The sequence below is a fragment of the Granulicatella seriolae genome, from assembly GCF_024543085.1.
GTDB classification, from domain to species: domain Bacteria; phylum Bacillota; class Bacilli; order Lactobacillales; family Aerococcaceae; genus Granulicatella; species Granulicatella seriolae.
The window spans coordinates 147,367-171,340 of record NZ_JANHNZ010000005.1 but is presented as its reverse complement, the minus strand read 5'-3'; the positions used below and the strand labels follow the sequence as shown (position 1 = coordinate 171,340).

The window sequence follows — 23,974 nt, the reverse complement described above, 5'->3', positions numbered from 1 at the left end:
ATTTATTTATCTTCATCATCACTATTGTAATCTTCCATAATCGCCTTAAATACGGAATCAGATAACCACTTCTTAAACAGATCATTGTCATTAAATTGTTTGAAAAGCTCCATGTTGTCTTTCATGATACTTACCATAACGCTTACTAAGGCTCTAGAGAACTCTATTTTGATATTTTGTGGATCTGCATTTTTCAAGGCATTTCTCAATTTCTCATCCTTAACAACCATCTCAGGAATTGCCTTGATTTGTTTTGCCACATTATCCTTATCTTCCCAATCTATGTTCCCAAAAATATCATTGAAGCTATTGATGATATTATCTAGTGTATCAATTTCTGGATCTATAATTGTTGCAATGCCAGCTGTCGGAGTGGCAACTTCGCCATCCGTATCATCCATAACAATGTTGATTTCATTTTGTTTTTCTAAACGATAACTCTCTAAATCTATGGTATCCAGAACACCTTTTGAAAGGTCATCTTCTCTTGGTGTAGGAAGTCTATGCACAAGCAATTCAAAGAAGATATTCTTGATTGCCCATTCTTTTTGTCCAAATGGCAAGATTGAAGCAAGAAAATTATATGTTCTAATAAATGACTTAACGCCGCTCTTGAACTCGACCTGCTCCTCTTCTTCAAGTTTTATATACCTTGCTACACATGAATCCAGTATCGAGTCGTTATATTCTCTTGGTTCATTGTTCAAGAAGTTCTCAACTACATTAATGACTTGTTCGTCATCAAACACATCCATACTTTCAAGAAGTGAAAGCAAATCATAAAGTTTATTCGGATCTGTTTCCTTAACTAGCTTCGTTTGCTTATAGTATTTTTGGAAAGATTCCTCAATTTGTTTTGGGTCATTCGCAAAATCTAATACACAAGTATCAATCTTATTCTTCGCACTACGATTTAATCTTGATAGCGTCTGTACAGCCTTAATGTCATTCAAAACCTTGTCCACATACATAGTATGCAATAAAGGTTCGTCATATCCAGTCTGGTACTTATCAGCCACAATCAAGAATCGATATTTATCTTTCTTGAATTCTTTAGGAGTATCTTTGTCAGAAAATCCATTGATTAAACTTTCAGTAAGCTCTTTGCCTTTATATTCTTTTGTGCCAGAAAATGCGACAATCGCTTCGAAGTTACCCCCTAAGTCTCTTAGAATATCTGATATGGCATAGTAGTAGTCGATTGCACGTACAATACTATCCGTTACAACCATAGCTTTCGCTTTTCCACCAATCTTCTTTGAACTTGTTTCTACGAAATGGCGTACCATCTCATTTGCTTTTTCTCTAAGTGGAAACTCCTGTCCTTCAACAAACTTCCTTAATTTCTTTTTCGCTTTTCTAGAATCAAACTCTGGATTTTCTTCGATTGTTTTGAAAATTTTATAGTAGCTCTCATAAGTCGTATAGTTCTTTAAAACATCAAGAATAAAACCTTCTTCAATCGCTTGTTTCATTGAATAAAGGTCAAACTCACCCATACTTCCATCTTCTTTACGCATCCCAAACATTTCAATTGTTCTAGGCTTTGGGGTAGCTGTAAAAGCAAAATAACTCGCATTAGTTATCATACGGCTTGCTTCAATTAATTCTGCAATTTTATCTTCTATATCTAAATCGTCATCGCTAGCACTTAATTCTCCAGACAAGGACATGTTCATACTGCCAGCAGCTTTACCACTTTGAGAAGAGTGAGCTTCATCAATAATAATAGCAAAGTGTTTGTTTTTCATTGATTTCCCGATTGTATCTAAAAGATATGGGAATTTCTGAACAGTACTTATAATAATTTTTTTGCCATCTTTTAATAGCTCTTCAAGATTTTTAGCAGATTCAGCATGACCAATATTGCTGGATACCTCAAGGAATCTTTTTACATTCTTTGTAATCTGATCATCTAAATTTCTTCTATCAGTAACAACAATAATAGAATCAAAGAGTGGCTTCCCTTCACGTTCAACGCCAACTAATTGATATGCAAGCCAGGTAATCGAATTTGATTTTCCACTACCTGCACTATGCTGTATTAAATATTTTTTGCCAACACCATGCTCTTGAACATCGGCCAATAATCGTTTAACTACTCGCCATTGATGATATCTTGGAAAGATTTGAACTTCTTTTTTCTTTTCACCATCTTCTTTTTCTTCAATTACTTGAGCAAAGTTTTCTATAATGTTTGTAAGTTCCTTCTTGTCCAAAAAGACCTTCCAAAGATAATCTGTCATCGTTCCATCAGAAGGTGGATTGCCAGCTCCATCATCATCGGTGCCTTTATTAAATGGCATAAATCTCGTATTAACGCCATCTAATCGTGTTGTAAAAGAAACTGCATTTTCGTCTACAGCAAAATGAACCAAACAACGCTTGAATGAGAAAAGAATCTCCTTTGGGCTACGATCATTTTTATATTGCTCTTCAGCATTTTTATATGTCCAGCCTGAAGATGATGTACGGTTCTTTAATTCCATCGTAATTACAGGTAAACCATTAATAAAGATACATAAATCAAGTTCTAACCCTTTATCAACCTCAGAAAAAGTCAACTGATTGCTTACAGAAAAGATATTATAATCAAATTCAGTATAGGACTCTGGTCTTTTAGATGTTGGATTTAGAAAGAACATCACAACTGAATTTGAAGCTCGATAGTCTTTGATTCCATTCTTCAAGACATGAATAATGCCATTTCTAGTTATTTCAGTAGAAAGTCGATTAAAGAACTGTTCTCTACTCAGATTATCAACCAATCGTAGTTCTTCATAAGTCGTTGGTTGTGAAGTACGAATAAAACGCAGTAAGCGTTCTTCATCAAATGCAAACTTAGGATTGTAGCTCAGTTTTATCTCTTCTGGTGTTACGTATTCATATCCCGCTTTATCTCTCAAATATGAAATTATGCTTTGTTCTAATCCATTTTCATCCATATTGCGTTTTAATCCCATTCGTCTTCTCCTCCTTCTACTTGATCTTCGTCTTCTTCAAAAACACTTTCGACCTTTTCATACTCTGGAATATCAATATTTCTTATATCTATTCTCCCTGTCACTACCTCAGAGATTAAGGTTTGTTTTAAATCCTCCATAGATTTTATTTTACTTAAAATGGTTTCTATAGCTTTATTAATTCTATCTTCACTTTCCAATATTATTTCCACTACGTTTCTCTGTTCAGCCAAATCTGGAACAATAACTTTTAAGTTCAAGATAAATTCCGAATTAGCTCTCGGCATTTTAGTACCATAAGTTGAACTATTCACGAGATCAATAAATTTTGATGACAGCATTAAATATTTCAGGTATTCAGGTGTCACCTTAATCGGATCTAAAACTAGAAATTCCGAAGAACAAATAGCTTTATCTTCAACAATTATACTTTTTGCTAAATATGGTCTTAGTTTCCCAAATATAACCATATTTTTTTCTGCTGATATTCCGTCATTATTAAATTCTAATTCATCAAAGGAAATATTCATTACTCCTTTTTGGGATATGACATTTTCTAGTGCTATATATCTTCTGCATTCATTGTCCCGTCTAGTGATTTGATTCGCCAAATACTTAATTTTAGTACCATCACAAGATTTATCGTCTAGATTTAAAATTTTGTACCTTGAATCAATATACATCTGCATTGTTTGATTTAATTGCTTTATTTTTTCTTTTTCAATAAGAATTAACCTATCTATCTCATTGATTTTCCATTCCAGAAAATTAGCAATTTGCACTTGCTCTTTGAATGAAGGTATTGGCAAAGTAATACTCTTCATAGATTGAAAATTTGTACTCCATAAATCAGCAACAATTCCCTTGCCATTTCTATAAAACTCTTCTTGAAACGGGACAGACTTCAATAGATAATGCATATATTTAGGATGATTCTTATTTATTTTAAGAACAATGTTAATCAGAGAAACTGAACCTTCAAACTCACTTAATCCTGATGACCCTTTTCTATCCGATCTACCATTAATGACAAAATCATTGATTACCACTTTTTTTCTGTTATCACCATCATCTGTTTTAGCAACATTATCCAATTGCTTAAAAACACCGTTTTTTGTAACAGAAAGTGGCTCATAATCTTTGTCCGATACTTTTTCTCTTCTCTCCTCAAAATTAGCATTAATTTTCGATATTCTCCAATGTTCAGGAACTTCTTTAATCCAAGGAAGGTCTACGTCGTAATATTTTTCATATCTCATTGCAGCCCCTCCAAGATTCCAGCCATCATCCCCTCCGATTTTTTTTCTAGTTCCAAAATTCTTTCAATAATAGTCTCTATACTATCCAGTTCTTTTGGCTTATAAAAATGTTTTGTAAAGTTAATTTCATAACCAACTTTTGTGGTCTTATTATCAATCCACGCATCATTGTGATAAGGTAAAACTTCTTGATTAAAGAACTCTTCGATACCACCTTCAAATAATAATGGCACAATTTCAGTATCTCTTAAATCCGTATCAGGCTCTAATTCACCATTTGACTTCTTTATAGGTTCAGCTTTCTCATCTTTTTCCGAAAACATATCGAGCAATCCAGTAGCCGAAAATTTAGATAAGGTTAATTGTTTTAATCCTTTGTCCTTGGCTCTTTTGTTGAATTCTTTTTCAAAGGATACATAGTCTAAATAGTCATCAGAGTTTTCCAGACTTTTTAACACTTCATAATAAGCAATCATCTTCTCCGTGTTCTTTACTTCCGCCTTCGAAGCTTTCGTTTGCTTTAATCCATTTTGTTCAGCTTTTTTTATCTTTGAATCAGTAACCTCTTCATCAAAAACTCCTAAAGTTTCCATTAGAAGCTTTAATTTCTCAAGTTTTTCTTCAGCAACACTAACTTTAATTCTTAACGGCCTTTCAACAGTAATTTTATAGTATCCAAAATCCTCATTACTAAAAATCTTACTGTACTCATTTTCCTCAAAATTAGAATACAATGAAATAATTGTTTCCTTATCCTCCATGGATAATTCGCAATTTTTCTTTCCCATATTTTTTCTAAGAGGTTTCTTCATTGATGAGGCATCAATGAGTTGAATCTTACCTTTTCTTTTTTCTTCTTTGCGATTGCTTAGAATCCAGATATAAGTAGTTATTCCAGTGTTATAAAAAAGGTTCTCTGGTAACTGAATAATTGCTTCTATCAAGTCTGATTCAAGCATATAGCGTCTAGCATTACTTTCTCCACCTTCAGCGTCACCAGTGAAAAGTGCAGAGCCATTATGAACTTCTAAGATTCTGCTTCCCATATCAGTATTCTTCATTTTAGAAATATTATTTAGAAGGAAAAGCAGCTGTCCATCACTCACTCTTGGTAACATGGCATACTCCGGATTATCTCCATAGTTAATGATGAATCTAGGGTCTGAAATATTATCTCCCCCCATTTTTTCTTTATCTACCTTCCATGATTTACCATATGGAGGATTTGAAAGCATAAAATCAAAGCTCTTGTCGTAAGCTTGATCATCCGATAAAGTTGAACCATAATAAACATGGTCGCTTTCTGTTCCTTCACCTTTAATTAAAATATCTGCTTTGGCAATAGCATATGTCTCGGGGTTCACTTCTTGACCAAATATATGGGTTGATACAGTTTTTCCTTTTTGTGATGCAATGCTTTCCAGTTTTTCTGCTGCGACTGTTCCCATACCTAAAGTTCCAGCTGCACCATCATAGATTGTATAGGTTGAATCCTTTATTTTATCCATAACTGGAAGAATTGCTAAATCTGCCATCAATTCAACTACGTCTCTAGGTGTAAAGTGTTCCCCTGCCTCTTCATTATTTTCTTCATTAAATTTCCTAATGAGTTCTTCAAAAAGAGTTCCCATTGCATGGTTATCTAAACCTTTGTGCAATACTTTTCCATTATCATCTACCACTTCATAAGGGCTTAGATTAATGTTATTAGAAGTAAATTTTTCGATGACTGAACCAAGAATTCCAGCTTCAGACATTGTTGTAATCTGAGTATGAAACTTGAACTTTTGAAGGATTTCTTTTACATTGTCAGAAAATCCATCCAAATAACTTTCAAAATTCTTTCTCATATTCTGATTACTAGTTGAATTTAGAAGTTCTTTCAAGGTGAATTCAGAAGTATTATAAAAAGACTGACCTGCAACACCCGATAATGCTACACCTTGATTTAAGACGCCATTTTCATCTAGCATTTGTTTTGTTTCTAAAACTTGTTTTTTTGTTGGTTCTAAAACCGAATCCAATCTTCTTATTACTGTCATTGGGAGAATAACGTCCCTGTACTTTCCTCTCACATATACATCACGTAAACAATCATCGGCAACTGACCAAATGAAACTCACCAATCTATTGTGTTCTATAGCACTTAATCCATTATTTAGACTCATTATTTATTCTCCTCATCTCTTCTATTTACAGCTACCAAGTCTCCAAAATCAACATTTAAGCTCGTTGCAATTCTGTATAGAACTTCCATGCTTACAAATTCACCACGCCCCATTTTTGCAATAGTAGCTGGTGCTATTCCAATGGATTCATGCAGATCTTTTTTATTCATACCTTTATCTATTAACAGTTTCCATAATCCGTTATAATTCACTTTCATATATACACCTCAGACTTTCGCTTTTGTGAAGTTATTCTATTAGATTATATCATATAAGTACGTAATATTAAATATAAAGTTATCAACAAAACAAAAAAAGCCGGTGCAGCCCGAAGACCACACCGACAAATTCCTTATCTTTCTTGTCCTTTATTTTCTTTCTTTGCTAAGTCGTCACTCTTATCATTCTTCTGATAATCTTTGATTGCTCCTAGAATCGAAGTTTTCTTTTCTTGCTTTTCAACCTTCTCATTCATCTGTTCACGGCTCTTTAGCAACTTAGATGACAAGATACGAACATTGGAATGCTCCTTCCCGTTTTCATCAATAGAAGTTCTCAGTTGACCAAACAGTTTTACAAAGTCCCCGCGTTTAAAGTCTTTAGGAATTTCGCCTTTTTCTCCATAAGCAGAGCAGTTTGTATAGGTTTTATTACCATCATCATCTTTTAAAGCAACAGAGAAATTGACAACCTTGAAGGCTGTTCCATCCTTATTTTCTCGATCTACAACTTCAACTTCGCCAACGACATTGCCAACAATATTTACTAAATCATCTTGATCCACTTCAATAGCATCAGACTCTTTTAATTGTCCTTGTTCTCTTAGATTTTCAATCGAATAATCAAAGTCCTCGTGAAGTAAGCTACCATTATCACTTGCCATGAAGTCCTCAAACACAACATCCAAGGCTTCGTTATCATCAATTCCTTTTTCAACACTCACCAAAGCTTTTATAAAGTCCTTGTAGTTCTCATCAATCATCTGGTTAATTGTTTGTTTTGCTTCGTCAAAATTCATTTTCTATTCCTCCTATGTGTTAAATGATTAAGAGGCAGCACAGTGGCTACCTCTCTTTTTCTTGATTCTTCTTTTCTGATTGTTCTTCGTTTTTCTTGCTAGATTGATAGCTTCTAATTTGACTTAAGATTGATGTTTTTTCTTCGTTATTTTCAAGGTCTCCTATATCATCAACCGTGCTATCTCTGAAATTTGCATCATAACGGTCTTTAACTCCATCATTATCCATATCTTTATCAAGCGGATCATACCAAGTCCCATCCTCATCAATTCTAAGCCCTGTTTTAGCCTCTAAGTCATCTTCATCGACAAATACCATATCAGAGAAAGTCACGCTCTCGACATGGCGTTTTAGGGCTAGTAAGGCAAGCTCTTCGCCTTCTTGTTCCATAAATCTACCTGAACTTATAACTTCTCCATCTACTAACTGAGACCAGGAATAACTTTCCAAATCGAGTTCATACTGGATTTCATGCCTTCCATCTTCTGATTCTGTGTAGGCAATACCCACATGTCTTAAATCAGGATACAAAGCATCGAATTCTTCGTACTTATTTTCTTCATCATATTCTTCATTACAGAAGTCAATGATGACACGCTTTACATCTTCTAACAGTGGAGATTCATTTACTTTTTCCTCCACTTCTCCCATATCCAAGATCCGATTTAGTTCTGCAAGACGTAGGACTTTTTCTTTTAGTTCTCCTGCTTTCTCAAAAGGTTTCTCTACTTCCACCTTGGCAGTGATTAACTGATCTTTCGTTGCTTCTAGCTTTTCTTGAAAAATTTGAAGCCTTTCATCCATCTTATCGAGAACATTATCAAGCCTTTGGATATTACCATCAGCACTTACACCAAATTCACCCTGATGTTTGGCTTTACCTTGCAAGGTGAACTTATATAGGTTATGAAAGCTATCATAGGACGCTTCTAAATCAAAATTACGGTACTTTCCGATAACTTTACTGTCTCGGATGCCAACAGACTTAACAGACTCCAACAAGGCTTCTCCAGCGTCTTCTTTATCCGTGTATCGATGGTTATCAAGTGTTAAAGACGTGAACTTATCCTCACCCAACGCCTTTGGTTCTACTACCACTAAGTCTTGCTTAATGTTATCAATCAAATTCTCTAACCTTGCTATCTCATTTGGATAGGACTTTAGAATTTTATCATCCAGTCGATATTGATTAGACTTGTAGTTGGCTTCAAGCATTTTTAACTTCGTCACTTCATTGTCCAGGTCCATCTTTTCTTTAATCATGGGATTCCCTGTTGCTAAAGCTTTAATTTCTGCATAGCTTAGGCTTGATTCATCAACATCTTCAGCCACACGAACTGGAGTCTTAGACGTCATAATCTGTGAAATAAACTTTTGCTTGTTCTCGATTGTCTGCCATAAATAGCTATCGAAGGTATTTTCAGTAACGTACCTAAAGATATTAACTTCCTTGTTTTCATTCCCTTGACGCACGATTCTTCCTGCCCTTTGCTCTAAATCTGACGGTCTCCAAGGAACATCCAAATCATGGAGTGCAATCAGCTTATTTTGAACATTTGTGCCAGCTCCCATCTTTTGCGTAGAGCCCATCAGGATACGAACTTCACCACTTCTAACTTTGGAAAAGAGTTCATCCTTTTGCTTGTCACTATTGGCTTCATGGATAAAGGCTATTTCTCCTTTAGGGATTCCTAATGCAACCAACTTCTCTCGAATATCATCATAAATATTAAATTCTCCATCACCTTTGGGAGTAGACATATCCGAGAATAAAAGCTGAGCTGAACGCTCGTTAGATGTTTTATCCCAAATGGCAAAGACATTCTTTACACAGACATTGACCTTGCTATCCGGGTGATCTGGTAATAGAGGATTGATGAGCCTTTGGTCTAGAGCAAGTTTCTTTCCATCATTGGTGATTTTAAGCATATTGTCCTCTTCAGGTTCAACACTTCGATTTCTCACCTTATCTGCACGTTCAGATAGACTTGCGAGGATTTCTTTTTGTTCTTCTGATGGCATAGTCTTAATTACTTCGAATCGTGCTTCTGGTATTGGCAAATTCAGCATATCTGCTGTTTTAATATCCGCTACTTCTTTGAACATGCTCATGAGTTCTGGAAGATTGAAAAACTTAGAAAATCTCGTCTTTACTCTGTATCCTGTTCCTTCAGGTGAAAGCTCAAAAGCAGAAACTGTTTCACCAAAATTGGCTGCCCATGAATCAAAGTGTTCCAATCCATTCTTTTTTAATTCATTGAACTGAAGATATCTTTGCATGGTATAAAGCTCTGTCATAGAATTTGATACTGGCGTCCCTGTAGCAAATACAATCCCTTTTCCACCTGTCATTTCATCCATGTAGCGGCATTTCATATACATGTCCGAAGACTTAAAAGCTTCCGATTGACCAATGCCAGCAACGTTTCTCATCTTGGTATGAAGAAAGAGATTCTTGTAGTTATGAGCCTCATCAATGAATAACTTATCGACCCCAAGTTCCTCAAAAGTAATGACATCGTCTTTCTTAAAATCATCAGTCAGTTTCTCAAGCCTTGTTTGAAGTTTTTTCTTGGTCTTTTCTAATTGCTTAACGGTAAAGTTCTGATTTCTATCATACTTGTAATCGTTGATATAATTGATGATTTCATCAATCTGATCGTTAATATGATTCTCTTGGTATTCCTTACTCATGGGAATCTTTTCAAATTGAGAATGACCGATAATAACTGCATCATACTCACCAGTTGCAATGCGGCCGATCAGTCTTTTTCTTTTCTTTGGTTCAAAATCTTTCTTATCAGCCACCATGATGTTTGCACCAGGGTATAACTGCATGAATTCACGACCAATCTGTGAAGTTAAGTGATTTGGCACGACAAACAAGGATTTGCTGCACATACCAAGACGTTTGCTTTCCATTGCACTTGCCACCATCTCATAGGTCTTACCAGCTCCAACAACATGGGCAAGCAAGGTATTACCACCATAAAGGCTTCTAGCTATCGCATTACGCTGATGTTCTCTTAAATCGATTTTTAAGTTCATCCCTTCAAAGGATAAATTACTTCCGTCATACTCACGATTGCGAACGGAGTTGAACCGCTCGTTATACATATTCTCTAAGCGATTACGCCTATCTGGTTCTTGAAAGATCCAGTTCTTAAATTCCTCTTTTAGAAGTTCCTGCTTCTGTCCTGCCAGTAATGTTTCTTTTTTATTGAGTACGGAACTTTTTGAACCATCAGGATTGATAACTTGATCAAAGACTTTTGTTTCTTTTAGGTTTAGTGCATCTTCTATGAGCTTGTAAGCATTCACTCGGCTTGTACCAAAGGTTAATTCGGCAAGGTCATTGCCTCGATCAACGCTTTTACCTTCAACATTCCACTCACTGGTCATTGGCGAAAACTTCGCCTTAATATCCCAGCGATTATATCCAGGTGTTTTTAATATCTCGAACATGAAATGCTCTACATCTTTGCTTGGAATCCATGTTGCTCCTAAACGCACATTGATATCTGAAGCAGTGAGCCTCTCAGGCATCACTGCTTCAAGTTTTTGATGTTGATGTTGAAGTGCCATATATTCTTTTTCCAGTACTTGTGCTTCTTTTTCATCAATCTCAAATCGTTCTCCCCCTTGGTAGTAAGAACGCTTCGATAAAAGCTTAGAAACATGGGATTCGTACTCTTTGATGACACCGAGCTTTTCACGAATATTTCCGCTCAAGTACTCATCTGCTGTCACATAGTTAAAACGATACTCCGCATCATCCAGCACATTCTGGAAAGGTTTATTATTGCCAAACTGATCGAACTCTTGAATATCTAGATAGATTTCGCCATGTAGTTCTTGAATAAGTGTTTCTTTGTCCTTACCAGTCAATTCAGACATATAGTCGAAGTCAACTCGTCCTCTTTGGGATATAGACAAAACTAAGGCTTCTAGTGATGTATCAACATGGTCAATACTTTGTGCTTTGATAATCGTTCTCTTGCTAAATATATCGCCTTTCGCTTTAAAATTTTCCTCATCATCAAGCACCTCGATTGAGGATACTAATGGGAAATTACTATCTTCTTTTAAGGCTCTAGTATTAGATAAGGAATTCAGATAACCATGTTTTTTAGAAAAGGCATCATAGATTTCATTTAGAACAACTTGCTTGTTTTCAATGACCTCATCACTAGTCCCTTGCATCTGTGCTTCAATGACATATTTTAGAGCCTCTGTGACTTTCAAATAGTCTCCAATTTTTTCTTTATTCTTATCTGTCGTTTCTTTTTGAATGAGAATAGAGTTTTCTCTAAAATAGACCTGGTTATCAATGATGGTATAGGAGAAGTTTTTGATATCATCCGTTGCTGGAAGCGTTACTTCTTCATCAACATCAAGTTCAATTTCTTCATAGTGGTTTTCACTTGCAATTTTCTCTACAGCGTTCTGTAGTTGAACTTTGAAATCTACTTCATTTGGGATACAAACAACCCTGTTACCAAAGGGCCCGCTTTCCTCGGTCATTTTACCTAGAATCATCTCCGGATTTTCCACAAAATACTGATTGTAGTTTAGTCCTTTATCATCGCTTCCTAGGTGAATCCAAGGCTCATCCCGATCCCGAATGCTATCTCTTTTCTTTAGAAAGATGATATCGCTCGTTACTTCTGTGCCTGCTTGCCCTTTAAAGGTAGTATTTGGTAGTCTTATCGCTCCAAGGAACTCCGCACGTGCAGCAAGATACCTTCGAACACTCTCATCTTTTTTATCAAGTGTTCCACTAGAAGTAATGAAGGCAATCACACCACCATTTCGAACCTTGTCTAAGGTCTTAGCAAAGAAGTAGTCATGAATTAGAAAATTATTTTTGTCGTACTCTCTGTCATTTACTTTGAAGTCTCCAAAGGGAACATTACCGATGGCAATATCAAAGAAATTGTTTGAGAAATTTGTCTCTTCAAAACCTTTAATCTGTATATCACTCTTGGGATAGAGTTTTCTTGCAATGCGGCCACTAATACTATCTAACTCAACACCATAAACTTTTGAATCCTTCATCGAATCAGGAATACAGCCTACAAAAGCACCAACACCCATACTAGGCTCTAATATATTCCCTGTTTTAAATCCCATTTGTGATAGAGCTGAATAAACCCCTTCAATTACTTGTGGGGGAGTGTAGAAGCTTGTAAGAGTACTTTCTTTGGCACTATCGTATTCTTTGGAAGTCAGGTTTTCTTTTAAGAACTCTCGCACGGCTTGCCATTGACCAGTTTTGTTTTCATCAAAGGTATCTGCCAGTCCACCCCAGCCAACATAGCGACTTAGAACCTCTTGCTCTTTAAGTGTCGCATTACGATTTTCTTTTTCAAGTGCGAACAAGGTCTCTAGGGCTTTTTTATTGTTCTCAAGCCTTTCGGATGGTGTCAGATTTTCTTGGAAAACATCAGTAGACATGTGATAGTTGCTTGCAACTAGTTTTGGAGTAATGATATCTGCTTCAACATCAGCTACAAGTTCATCTTCATGAATTGGTTTTAGAATTGAATCAAGGTCTGATTCTTTACGATAAATAACAACTTCTGAACCAGTAATAAATCCGCCTAGAAATCCTTCATGATCTTTTACTGTCACCGTTTTAATATCACCCACCCCATCAAAGCCAGTGATTGTCCAAGCTTTTTCTCTATAGAGAACTTCATCTCCAATCAAGAAAGTTGGCCTTTCGAGTTGAATCTTCTCGAAAAGTTCTGTTTCATTTTCAAAGCTTACGATGGGGGTTGTTAGGTTCTTCTCATCTACTGGTAAAAGCCATAAATCATACTTCTTTGTAATTGTGTTAAGAGCAGCTTCTCGCCTTACTGTATACGCTCCATGGTCATAATAAACAAGTTGCCCAACCTTTAAACTTGGTAAATAATCTTCGTTTTCTAAATCAAGTGCACTTTTATCATTCGTTTTATCTGGCTCAACAATAACTCCTTTATTTGTTTTATTAAGCTCAAGCATTTCATTGCCTTTGGCTATGAGTTCAAGCGTAGTCAGAAAGCCTTGGTTTAACTCATTAATTTGTTCAATGGAAATGCCCGCTTCTACATAAGAGCGAAGGATATTAAAGTCACCAACATCTAGCTTTGAACCCGCTAAAGCATTTGATTGCTCAATAGATATTCTTTTTTCAAGCGACCAACGAGTCTGCTCCATCTGCCAGGAAGAAATCCCACTTTTCCTATAGCTTAAAACTTGGTCTAAGGATAAAGTTTCTAGTCCCTTTTTGATTTGTTCTTTTTGCTCATCATTTAAATTGCTAATATCAATCGGAGCCTGAGTTATAAAAACATTGGAATCACTCTGTGTCTCAGATCTTCTTTCATTGTCTGTATAAGCTACAAATTTAATCTCACCAACAATTTCATCAGGCAGATTTTCTTCATAGAAGATGATGTTTCTGTTCGCTTCAATTAGGGCAAGTTTTTTATAGTCTCCAGTTCCTCGATCTTCTTCAAGTTTATTGCCTACCACATAGCCATTGCCCATCGAGTAAAATCCCAGGTCATACTCAGCAAGTTTCTCATCCTGTTTTTGCCAGAATTTCGGCCGAAAATTATTCCACCACTCTTTTGAAACCTCTTGATAAATGTCTTTTCTAGCAAAGGACTCTTCTATCCAGTTATATGAGCTGCTTTCTCCATCGATTTGAGCAATGAGCTTTCCATCTTCTGCATTCCTATTTGAGTAAAAGACATCTAAACCCTCATCTGTTTCTTCATATGACAACTTTGGTAACTGGGTATCTTTCACCATAAAATCATTAATGGTATATGAGGTAAAGAGTCCGCTATCTATAAGTTCATCTACTTTTTGACTTTCTTCAAAGGTCACTCCTCTATAAAGGGGATAGGTTGTTTCGTCCATTTGAATTTCACTATTTGTTTTTTCAATTTTGATATGTGAAATATCATAAGAAGAAACTAGAACAAACTCATTCCCAACTTTTACAGCAACTTTTTCTTCAATACTTTCTGCTTCTAAATTGTTTGAAAATACTTCTGAGCCAAATACGCTTATCAGCTCATCGCTCGTTAGTTGTTTAGAAAGCTCTGTATCTAAAAGCTCACGATAAGTTTTGGGAAAGTCTTCTAGGATAAGCCTTTGAGCTCCAAGGCTCTTTAATTCATTCAAATTGAAATATCCAAGCTCTGGTTCAATACCAGCAACCAAGCCAAAGGCATCACCAGACGCTTCGTCATATTCAGTCAAATACCATGTCCAATTGCTTCTTAGTGGAATAACATAGGCTACATGAACTACTTGATCTAAAAGTGGTGTATCTTCTTGTCCGTAAAGTTTTGGAATATTATCTAGAATCTCATTTGGCATCAGTTCATCGGGATTATCTTTTGAATAAAAAGAAAAAGAAGCCGATTGTTCGACTTCCTCACCTTCGTTTCCTTCTTGATTTTCTAAGCTTCGACTACTTCCTTGATGATGATCTCCTTCAAGCTCGAAATCAGATTGTTCATTTGCTCCTCGTATTCCTGTGGCTTTTCTGTCTTCATCTCCTCCGTCAAGTCCCAAGCTTCCATCATTCTCGGTTTCTCGACCCTCATCATTTGAATGGCTCTTTCCTGTGTTTCCATGAGATGTGGCACTAATTTCTTCTCGTAATATAGGTCTGTCAGAAGTTCCCACTGTTCCTGATTCTCGCTCTCTGCTAGAAACTCTAGCCTCATCGCTGCGTATATCGGATTGGGATATCTCTCTATGAAATCCTTGCTCTCTTCTAGCTGATTCAGTGTTTTCTCCTTGATTCTCTCGGCTATCTCTTGCGTTGTTGCCAGATCTGAGAACTCGTCCGTCCTCGTTAAGTCTATCATTGGTATCTCTTCGAAATACATTATCTAATCCTCCTTCTTTATCGTTACTTTTATTATATTCGTCAGCCCTTACATTTGTCAGCAGCCTATTTTTCATTTTCTCATTACTTTTTGTAATGAGTTCTTCCAAAATTTCTTTATTAAGTCTTGTAAGTTCGTCACCCACTTGCATAAGCGAGATTCCATCTAGTCTTTCTAATCCCTTTTGAAAGGCTATAGAATCAACCTCAACTGATATACCTAACCTTGTCGAAAAACTTACAAGTGCTGATTGTTCTAGAAACGCTCTAAATGCACCTTGGTCTTCTTCCTGAATTCTAAGGTCATTCATCAAAGAGCTAAATATATTTTCACTTTTTAACCTGATGAGCGTATTGAAGTCTCCTCGTAAATCTCCCGTCACCTCTTGACCTTCCATTAAAATCATATTAGAAATGATCTCTTGATCCTCTTCTTTAAATTTCCATATACGGACTTCGTTGACCTCTTTATTCTTCGATATGGTTTGTTCTACATCAAAAATATGGTCTACCTTCTGGTAGTACCCATAATCTTCAATGATTGGAATCCCTTTTTGCCCCATCATTACCGTTCGGTTCAAATTCTGTCTCCAGAAGTCAAACTTGGCACAAGCTGTTGCTCCTGGATTTTTGTCGTATATGCTTAACTGGTTGATAAAGTCATATCGCCAGTTATTGCCCATCGTTTGCAAAAGCTGAACATAATTCTTATCATCGTTCAATACCTCTTGCTTGATGAGTTCTATCTGATGCTGAAAATCATTAATTCTCATGTTTTCCTCCTTCTGTTGTTTTATAGATTTGGTTCATTTCTATCCTTTTTCTTGTCTTGAAAGAACCTTCCCAAGTCAACTTCATAACCATAGTTGTCAAAAGCTTGTACTGTTACTTTCGTCTCAACTAAATGATATTCTCCAAGTCTTGTGTAGCCTTGACCATGAATTAGAAATACTAAACTTTTTTCATTAACATATACATCCATACCATTTTTGAAGTCTGTGCCTTCAAGGATATCGTTTAAGCTCTGCAAATCATCATTCGTAATATATTTCTCTCGATGATCCCTGTGATACTCATCTACATATTCAACGGTATACAGACAGTCATAGTTCTTGATGGAATAGATTTTTTCAAAGATGTTTTCTATTTCCTTCATATGTTTTTCGTGTTGTGCTTCATCACAATCTAAAATGCTAATCTTGTTTAGTGCCTTCATTTTCTTCTCCTTTTATAATTTCTTTTAAAATGCTTTCAAGAACAGGCACAACGATGCTGTTACCTGCTTGCTTGTATAAAATGCTTGATGTTGTTTTTTCTTTTTCTGGATAGATTTTTCTTAATCTCTTGAAATCCTCATCGTTAAACCCCATAAGCAAAAAACACTCTTTCTCGGTCAAATAGCGATACTTACCATTTTCTAAATCGACTAGCCCAGCATTTGGAATTCTCATTTGCTTGGTACTAATCGTATAAGCAAAGTCTCCAATAATTTGAACTCGTGCCTTGAAGTCTCTTCGGTAGTCATTATTGGTATCCATGAGCTTTAGCATGGAAGGCTGATGCACGAGGTACTTCTCTGAAACATCCGTTTCTAGGATTTCCTTGATACTGGGAGCTTGCCATTTTTCAAGATTCTCAAATTGAAACATATTGTCTTTTAAACCACTCACGACAAAGATTCGTTCTCGTTTTTGAGCTATACCAAAGTCTATAGCATTTAAAATCTCAAATTTATTTTGATAACCGAGTTCCTCAAGCTCTTTCAGATAATAAAAAAAGGATTCCCGCATATTCCGATCAAGGACTCCCTTTACATTTTCCCATATGACCCATTTGGGTTTTTCTTTCATCTCTTTGAGGATTCGTATTGTTTCAAACAGAAGACTGCTTCGAGTACCACTGCCAACCTCACCACCTTGCTTCATGCCTATTCGACTAAAATCTTGACAAGGACTGCCGTGCATAAGAATATCTATCTTCTCATCTGGCGGATGATAATCCGTTACTGACTGGGGTTTATAATCTTCTCCATAGAGCTGGTTATAGCTTTTCACACAATTTTTATCGTTCTCGATATAGTCAATGACCTTATATGGTATTTTCTGATTGATGAGTGCTTTTCTAATTGCTCCAATCCCTCCAAATAGTTCTAACACTAATATTTGTTCGATTGCTTTCACCTCCCTGGAATAAAAAAAAGAGGGACAAGCTTTCATCACTCATCCCTCAAAATCTGCTGTATTCAATTATTTATGGTACTGATTTACCAGGTTTGAAATATCTCTTTCAATATCCTTTAGAAAATCCTTTGAACTCTCTTTACCATCTGCAATCCTCGAAAGTTTCATCTCCCATTCCGCTGTCGTTTTAGGAGAACGAAACTCTTCAGATACAATCGTAATTAAGCTCATTCCCTTATGTGTTGCAAGAAGATTTTTCTTATCCCTTTCGATGAAGCCTTTATAAATTAAATTCTCAATAACACCTGCTCTTGTTGCCGGTGTGCCAAGACCTTTACGTTCAACTTCAATTCCTTTTTCGATATCCTCTGCCCCTGCAAGCTCCATTGCCTTTAGAAGTGTTTCTTCTGTGAAATGCTTTGGTGGTTGCGTGAATTTTTGCCTAACAATGCTTCCTTTGATGGAAAGAACATCTCCTTCACTTAGTTTAGGCAAAATTGTTTCATTCTTTTTGTTATTCAAAAAAGGTTTCACGAACCCAAAAAAGCCTTCTTCAAGAACAGTTTTTCCGCTTGCTGAGAATGTAACTCCATCAAACTCCACTATCACTTTTGTTGTGCTTTCAATCAGATTTGAACTCGCACACATCAAGAGTTTGGCTTGTATCAGGTCATAGATTTTCTGCTCCGAAGAGGGAAGGGTACCAGGACCGTTCTTCATTGCTGCAAGTGTCGGCAAAATAGCGTGATGGTCACTTACTTTTTCATTTTTGAAGATAGAATCTAGATTTTTAGCATCCCTTTCAAAGCCTCCCCCCATTGTGTTTAACATTTCAGAGACTGTATCTTTCATATCATCAGTTAAATAGCGACTATCTGTTCTTGGATAAGTCACAAGCTTCTTTTCATAAAGACTTTGAAGGTAATCAAGAGTTTGTTTTGCACTAAATCCAAAATATCTATTCGCCGCTCTTTGTAAAGCAGTTAAATCAAATAACGGTTCAGGTTTTGTTATCTTCTCTTTATTGATGACTTCGGTAACGATAAGATCTTCTGGAACTAGATTTGAGAGTTGTTCAGCAATTTCTTTTGAATCAATACGCTCTGTAGATAGCGTAAACTCATCTGTCACAATCTCAACTACATAGTAGGGTTCTTTGGCAAATCTTGAAATCTCACTATCTCTTTCAGCAATCATTGAAAGCGTTGGTGTCTGCACCCGACCAACCGAGTAGTTTTGATTATAAAGGCAGGAGTAAAGCCTACTAAGGTTCATTCCAACCAACCAATCAGCGATGGCTCTAGACTTCGCACTTTCAAATAAATTCTCAAAATCTTTGCCACTAGCAAGACTCTCAATCCCTTTTCTGATTGATTCATCTTCCATAGACGAAATCCAAAGCCTTTTGATAGGTTTCTTACATTTGGCTTCTTCATAGACTAAACGGAAGATAAGCTCACCTTCACGCCCAGCATCGCAGGCATTGATAACTGTATCGACCTCTTTTAGGTGAAGTAGTTTCTTAAGCACTCCATATTGCTTTTTCGTATTCTTAGAAACCTCGTATTTAAACTCTTTCGGTAAGATTGGCAGATCATTTAAATTCCATTTAGCATACTTCTCATCATATTTATCTGGACTTGCCATTTGAATCAGATGACCGACACACCAACTCACCATGTAGCCATTTCCTTGGGCATATCCATCTTTTCTACTACTCGCTCCAACAACTTTTGCAATAGATAAAGCTACGCTTGGTTTTTCTGCAATTATTAATTTCATTGTTCCTCCTTGTAAAATACAAAGAGCAGCCATTTCCGACTGCCCCTTGTTCCTCTTTAATTTTTAGCGATTAAAGAATGATGTTCTCATCATCTTCGTCATTTGTTTCTTCTACTTCCTCTGACTCATATTCTTCATCTGTGTCATCATCGTTTGCTTCAGATACATAATCATCAGGTTCTTCAAGTTTTTTCAGTTCCTCCTTTTCTTTGCCTTTTACAACTTTCAGGTAGTATCCACCTGCTATGACACCACCGATAACCAAAATCAAAATTAAGTAAGTTCCAAAGTTGCTCTTTTCTTCCACTTCTTGAACTGGCTCTTCTTCGATCTCAACTTGCTCTGGTTCTTCTTTAACAACTTCTTTTAAAGGTTCTTGAACCTCTTCTTCTTCCACCATGTGCATTAAATCGGCTTCAGAAACCTCGGTAAGAAGTAAGACATTCTCCGATTCCTCATCATGGTTGATGATGAGATAAAAATTCTTTCCCGATTTGGTTTGGAAGGTTACAAATTGTCTTGCATCCGCACTATAAAGCTCACTAGATTCATCTCCGTGATGAACTGGATATTCGCCATTCGCATTATCGACATTCTCAGTCACACTGGCATTTGCACCACCTGTACCAGACTTTTCGGTCTTCACTGCCACTTGGCTATTTTGATTTGAAGCACCGTAATAACTATCTGCTGTTTGTGATGTTGCGTCTCCTGTAGTTGAAGTTTGTCCTGTTTCTTTTGGTGTTAGCTTGTTTGGATACCTGATTTGAACTTCTGTTTCAGCTGCACTATCGCTTGATGTTGAGCTTGATGACTCTTTGATTGGCGTGCTAGTAGCAGTGATAGTCCCCGAGGTTGAACTCGTTGTACTGGTTGTACTAGTCGAATCTTTAACTGGAGAGGTCGTAACAGACTTTGTTTCCTCATTCTTTACAGTAGTATCTGAAGTAGTCGTATTTTTTTGACTATCCTTTGCTTCAATAAGTTTTTTAAGTTCCTCCAGCTGCTTGCTCATTTCATCATATTTCTTCTGAATGGATTCAAGCTCCTTAGAAGTTTCTTTATTTTCAGCTGTTTTCTTTAGTTCATCTATCTGCTTTTGAAGATCCGCCTTCTCAGACTGTAATTTCTCAATCTCTTTCTTTTGTTCCTCATTGACAGAATCTTGAGACTCAGCCGCCTTATTGCTTTCAGCTATTTTCTTTGATATCTCATCCAGCTGCTTTGTTAACTCCTCGATTTTTTTCAAGCTCTCATTTTTACCATTGATTTTGATTTCAATCTTGCAGCACTTTTCAGCTTCTTTCTCCAGAGCTTCAACACGTTTTTCAAGGTCTTTTAATTGTTCTTGAAGTTTGGTAGTTGCTTCTTCTGCTAGTTTAAGTTCTTCTTGAACCTTTTTATTCTCTTCAGTTAGTAATTCAGTTTGCTTTTTCAGCTCTTCAATTTGCTGATCCTGTTCTTTGTTTACTTCCTGTTCTGAAACAAGAGCTTCTTCAATCTTCTTCAGACGCTCATCAAGTTCAGCAGACTCATCTTCCAGGACCTGGATATCATCCACTTTTAAATCAGTTTGCGTTTCTTCAGATGTGACTTCATCGGCTGCCGCAACCATAATTGGATAACCAACGATACCTCCTACAAGCCCTGCCAAAATGAGTACTGTGCTCATTAGTGCTGTAGTCTTAGACTTCCATGTTTTTTTCATAAGTTCTTTTCTCCTTCTTTTCCTGCTTTAATTGCTTAAACTGTTCCATCACTTCTTCTAAAGTGATATTAGCTTCACGGAAAACGATAATGACCTCTTCGTTTTCAAGTTCTTCTTCTCTCAAAGATAAAAGCTCCAATTGTTCATCAATCAGAGCTTTCTTTTCTAGTAATTTCTTTTTCTTTTGTCTAACTTGTACTAGTTCTTTTCGCATAATTCTCCTTCCTTATGGTGTCACCACCGATGCATCAAAGTCTTTGTACATCTCATAGTAAGCATGGGCTGCACTGATTCTTCTTTCATAATGAGCATAGTTCACATTTGGTCTTTCAAAGAGCCAACAGAATTGACTTGTTGCTTCTTCAACGCTTGTAAGGCGCTTAAATCCATTTACACCACCTGGAAATACTGTTCCTTCTGCTCCATTCATTTCATAATCTAAGAAAGCAATCTGAACACCGATATCTGACCAAGGTTTGCCTTGTGACTGGGCAAATGAAATAAGTTGTGCCTTTCTGCCAAAGCTCCACTGGATTAAGCCAATCCCTTCTCCAGGGTTTGTAACAGAGCTTTCAACTGCTGAGGTATTGAAACCAGATTCAGCTTCAATGTTGCCCATAATTCCAGCTGCCGCTTCTGGCGTATAACCATGTGTAACCAGATATCCCCAAACCGTTTCTTGAACATCTCCACCTTGCCAGTTAAAGGAATTAAAGCTAGAGACACTCGGTCTAGTGTAACTGTTAAAGGCTTCTTCTGAATAAAGATAAAAGTATGGGTTCACCCTTGTTCCATCGGCTAGGTAAAGTTCAAAATGCAAATGTGAGCCAGTACTGCTACCAGTCGTTCCCATCTTTGCAATCTCATCTCCTTTTTTAACCTCTTGACCAACCCTTGAGCTAATAGAACTTGCATGAGCATACCTTGCCATGTTGCCTTCTTTATCTGTCAGCTCAACATAATTTCCATAGCCTGTATCAGAATGCTCTGTATAGGTGATAACCCCATCAAATACAGCTAAAAGAGGCGTTCCTTCGCTATCCGCAATATCGATGGCAGTATGGAACTTCTTTTCTCCTGTAAATGGATCTGCTCGGTATCCATACATACTGGTAATCTTATTTTTCCATTCTCCTTGAATCGGGGAATGAAGATTCATAAAGTTTCCCTTGGTCTCATTAAGAACTTCATAATGTTCTTGTTGTTCTTCATTTAATTTGCCATCAAGTACATCCTCTAATCTTTTTGAAGTTAATGTTGTGATTAAAATTCTTCTAGTCTTTTCCACCTCAACTTCCTCTGTTGTTGTTTCGCCAGTTTCAGGGTCTGTGCTCGTTCTGGTTTCAGTCACCGTATAAGTTTCAACTCTTTCTTCTAGTTTCAGCTGATACATACTCTTAAAAAGTTCATTAATCTCATCCTCAACCTCTGAAAAGCGATACTCTCCATACTTGGCAGTCAAATAAGCGACTAAGACTTGAGGATCATGCCCAATCGAACCCACTTGATACTGATAACGATCATAGCCTGGATAATTTGTTGGGATATTTTGTATTTTGATGATTAAATCAGCTTCCAGTTCTTGTAGAAGTTCATCCGATACTGTAATCTCCTTATCACTTGTCAAATAGGAACTGGAAAGAATCATGCCAGAAATTCCGCCTAATCCTCCCAGTAGCGAGACAGCGTTCAAAATAACCGATAGGAAAAGAAAAAGGCTAACAAGAATCACTCCGATTTTTGTCGCCTTCTTTTTAATCAGCTCTTTTGTACCTTTGATTGCACCTATAAAAGCCTTCTTTATTCTATCTTTGATTCCGACATCGTTCTGCTTGTAGATGCTTGCCTTCATCCGCTTTCTTTTTTGAAATTTCCTATAAACATTCATTTTCTGATAAGATTCTTCTGCTTTTGAAAGCTTTGTAGCATCTCTAAATTCTAACTTTGATTTTCTTAGTAGAATCTTGTCATCATATTTTATGATTGCCTTAACTTTTTTATTCTGTCTTTTAATTCGGTAGTCTTTGATTCCATGAACGAGCTTTGAACTTGCTCCAAGGGATTTTTCACTGGCATCCACACCAGCATTATCATCATTTTCTTTTCTTAAATACCTTTTTGTGGTTTCTAAAACGGCACCAGTGGATGCTAAGGCAAGTGAATTTTTCTTTTTCAGATTTCCTTTTGAATCTTGAACTTTATAAAGGTCTTTTCTTTGCTTATTTTGAATGTTTTTAATTTTTCTATCATCAGGTAAATCTTTCAGCAACTCCTCATTTTTAGTCCTTTTTGTCTCCAATACAGGTTCTTGAGCTTTACTGCTTCTATGAAACTCTTGTTTATAGTTTTTCCTCTTATAGTTTTTCTCTTGAACCAGCTTTCGATCTTTTTCCTCGTAGCTGATAGTCGAATCTCTAAAATCATTGTCATAGCGATCGATTACCCCATCATTGTCCATATCTTTTGAGAGCGGATCATATATTTCTAACACATACTCGCTTTTTTGCACGACAGCTGTTTGGGTTTCTAACTGAGCTTCTTTTTCTTTTTGAATCTTTGCTTGCTGGTTTCTTTGTTTAGCCTTTTTCTCTTTTTGATTTTGAGTAGATTCAATAGGATTTGCTTCATTTCTTCGCTCACCCGATTTATTCTTAACTGCTTTCTTTTCAGTATCTGGTGAGTATTCACTTTTATAATCTTGCTTGCTATATCCAGATAACTCATCTTTTGAAGGCTCTTTTATTTCATCACTACTTCTATGCCTTTTCCTACCACTACTTAATTCAGTTTCCGCAGCTTTTCTTCTACCAGCTCGATTACTTTGCTCCTTAACCTTCTCTTGAAAACGCTCAGATACTTCCACTCGCTTATTACTGTAATCATTAGAATGTTTGAGCTTGCTCCTTTCAAGCTCCTCTCGCTCAAGGAGTGGATTATCACTTGTTCTTCCAAGAGGCTTATCCGAAAAATCTCTTCTTCTTTTGTTTGACATAGAGCA

Annotated in this window: 12 protein-coding genes; all 12 read right to left on the bottom strand. The window is 36.5% G+C overall.

Features of this window, described 5'->3' with window-relative positions:
* Positions 1-2: 2 nt before the first annotated feature.
* Positions 3-2,963, bottom strand: coding sequence for a type I restriction endonuclease subunit R (locus NPA36_RS06710; protein ID WP_256945347.1), 2,961 nt, complete (start codon positions 2,961-2,963; stop codon positions 3-5).
* Entirely contained in the window at positions 2,954-4,222 is a 1,269-nt protein-coding gene (locus NPA36_RS06705) for a restriction endonuclease subunit S (protein ID WP_256945346.1), read from the bottom strand. The genes NPA36_RS06710 and NPA36_RS06705 overlap by 10 nt, the downstream gene beginning before the upstream one ends.
* The gene (locus NPA36_RS06700) at positions 4,219-6,390 is read right to left on the bottom strand and encodes a type I restriction-modification system subunit M (protein WP_256945345.1); all 2,172 of its coding nucleotides are present in this window, start codon (positions 6,388-6,390) and stop codon (positions 4,219-4,221) included. The genes NPA36_RS06705 and NPA36_RS06700 overlap by 4 nt, the downstream gene beginning before the upstream one ends.
* A complete protein-coding gene (locus NPA36_RS06695; RefSeq protein WP_256945344.1) occupies positions 6,390-6,608 on the bottom strand; it encodes a helix-turn-helix domain-containing protein in 219 nt (72 codons plus the stop codon). Before NPA36_RS06695 ends, NPA36_RS06700 begins: the two co-directional genes overlap by 1 nt.
* 134 nt (positions 6,609-6,742) lie before the next feature.
* On the bottom strand, positions 6,743-7,408 hold the full coding sequence (locus tag NPA36_RS06690; protein ID WP_256945343.1) for a DNA-binding protein: 666 nt from the start codon (positions 7,406-7,408) through the stop codon (positions 6,743-6,745).
* Positions 7,409-7,454: 46 nt separating this feature from the next.
* Positions 7,455-16,079, bottom strand: a complete 8,625-nt coding sequence (locus NPA36_RS06685) for a helicase-related protein (RefSeq protein WP_256945342.1) — start codon at positions 16,077-16,079, stop codon at positions 7,455-7,457.
* Positions 16,080-16,099: 20 nt separating this feature from the next.
* Complete coding sequence (locus NPA36_RS06680) at positions 16,100-16,522, bottom strand: hypothetical protein (protein WP_256945341.1); 423 nt, start codon at positions 16,520-16,522, stop codon at positions 16,100-16,102.
* Positions 16,500-17,477: a DNA cytosine methyltransferase gene (locus NPA36_RS06675; protein WP_256945369.1), complete on the bottom strand. Its 978-nt coding sequence runs from the start codon at positions 17,475-17,477 to the stop codon at positions 16,500-16,502. The genes NPA36_RS06680 and NPA36_RS06675 overlap by 23 nt, the downstream gene beginning before the upstream one ends.
* 75 nt (positions 17,478-17,552) lie before the next feature.
* A complete protein-coding gene (locus NPA36_RS06670; RefSeq protein WP_256945340.1) occupies positions 17,553-19,268 on the bottom strand; it encodes a DNA topoisomerase 3 in 1,716 nt (571 codons plus the stop codon).
* Positions 19,269-19,338: 70 nt separating this feature from the next.
* Complete coding sequence (locus tag NPA36_RS06665) at positions 19,339-20,976, bottom strand: CD1107 family mobile element protein (RefSeq protein ID WP_256945339.1); 1,638 nt, start codon at positions 20,974-20,976, stop codon at positions 19,339-19,341.
* The gene (locus tag NPA36_RS06660; protein WP_256945338.1) at positions 20,954-21,190 is read right to left on the bottom strand and encodes a conjugal transfer protein; all 237 of its coding nucleotides are present in this window, start codon (positions 21,188-21,190) and stop codon (positions 20,954-20,956) included. Before NPA36_RS06660 ends, NPA36_RS06665 begins: the two co-directional genes overlap by 23 nt.
* Before the next feature lie 12 nt (positions 21,191-21,202).
* On the bottom strand, positions 21,203-23,968 hold the full coding sequence (locus tag NPA36_RS06655) for a phage tail tip lysozyme (RefSeq protein ID WP_256945337.1): 2,766 nt from the start codon (positions 23,966-23,968) through the stop codon (positions 21,203-21,205).
* Between the last annotated feature and the right edge of the window lie 6 nt (positions 23,969-23,974).

Excerpts from the sequence above, each read along its gene's own strand:
- NPA36_RS06700 (WP_256945345.1), bottom strand. The coding sequence starts at position 6,390 with ATGAGTCTAAATAATGGATTAAGTGCTATAGAACACAATAGATTGGTG.
- NPA36_RS06665 (WP_256945339.1), bottom strand. The coding sequence starts at position 20,976 with ATGAAAAAAACATGGAAGTCTAAGACTACAGCACTAATGAGCACAGTA.
- NPA36_RS06655 (WP_256945337.1), bottom strand. The coding sequence starts at position 23,968 with ATGTCAAACAAAAGAAGAAGAGATTTTTCGGATAAGCCTCTTGGAAGA.
- NPA36_RS06690 (WP_256945343.1), bottom strand. The coding sequence starts at position 7,408 with ATGAATTTTGACGAAGCAAAACAAACAATTAACCAGATGATTGATGAG.
- NPA36_RS06710 (WP_256945347.1), bottom strand. The coding sequence starts at position 2,963 with ATGGGATTAAAACGCAATATGGATGAAAATGGATTAGAACAAAGCATA.
- NPA36_RS06660 (WP_256945338.1), bottom strand. The coding sequence starts at position 21,190 with ATGCGAAAAGAACTAGTACAAGTTAGACAAAAGAAAAAGAAATTACTA.
- NPA36_RS06705 (WP_256945346.1), bottom strand. The coding sequence starts at position 4,222 with ATGAGATATGAAAAATATTACGACGTAGACCTTCCTTGGATTAAAGAA.
- NPA36_RS06670 (WP_256945340.1), bottom strand. The coding sequence starts at position 19,268 with ATGAAATTAATAATTGCAGAAAAACCAAGCGTAGCTTTATCTATTGCA.
- NPA36_RS06685 (WP_256945342.1), bottom strand. The coding sequence starts at position 16,079 with ATGAGAATTAATGATTTTCAGCATCAGATAGAACTCATCAAGCAAGAG.
- NPA36_RS06680 (WP_256945341.1), bottom strand. The coding sequence starts at position 16,522 with ATGAAGGCACTAAACAAGATTAGCATTTTAGATTGTGATGAAGCACAA.
- NPA36_RS06695 (WP_256945344.1), bottom strand. The coding sequence starts at position 6,608 with ATGAAAGTGAATTATAACGGATTATGGAAACTGTTAATAGATAAAGGT.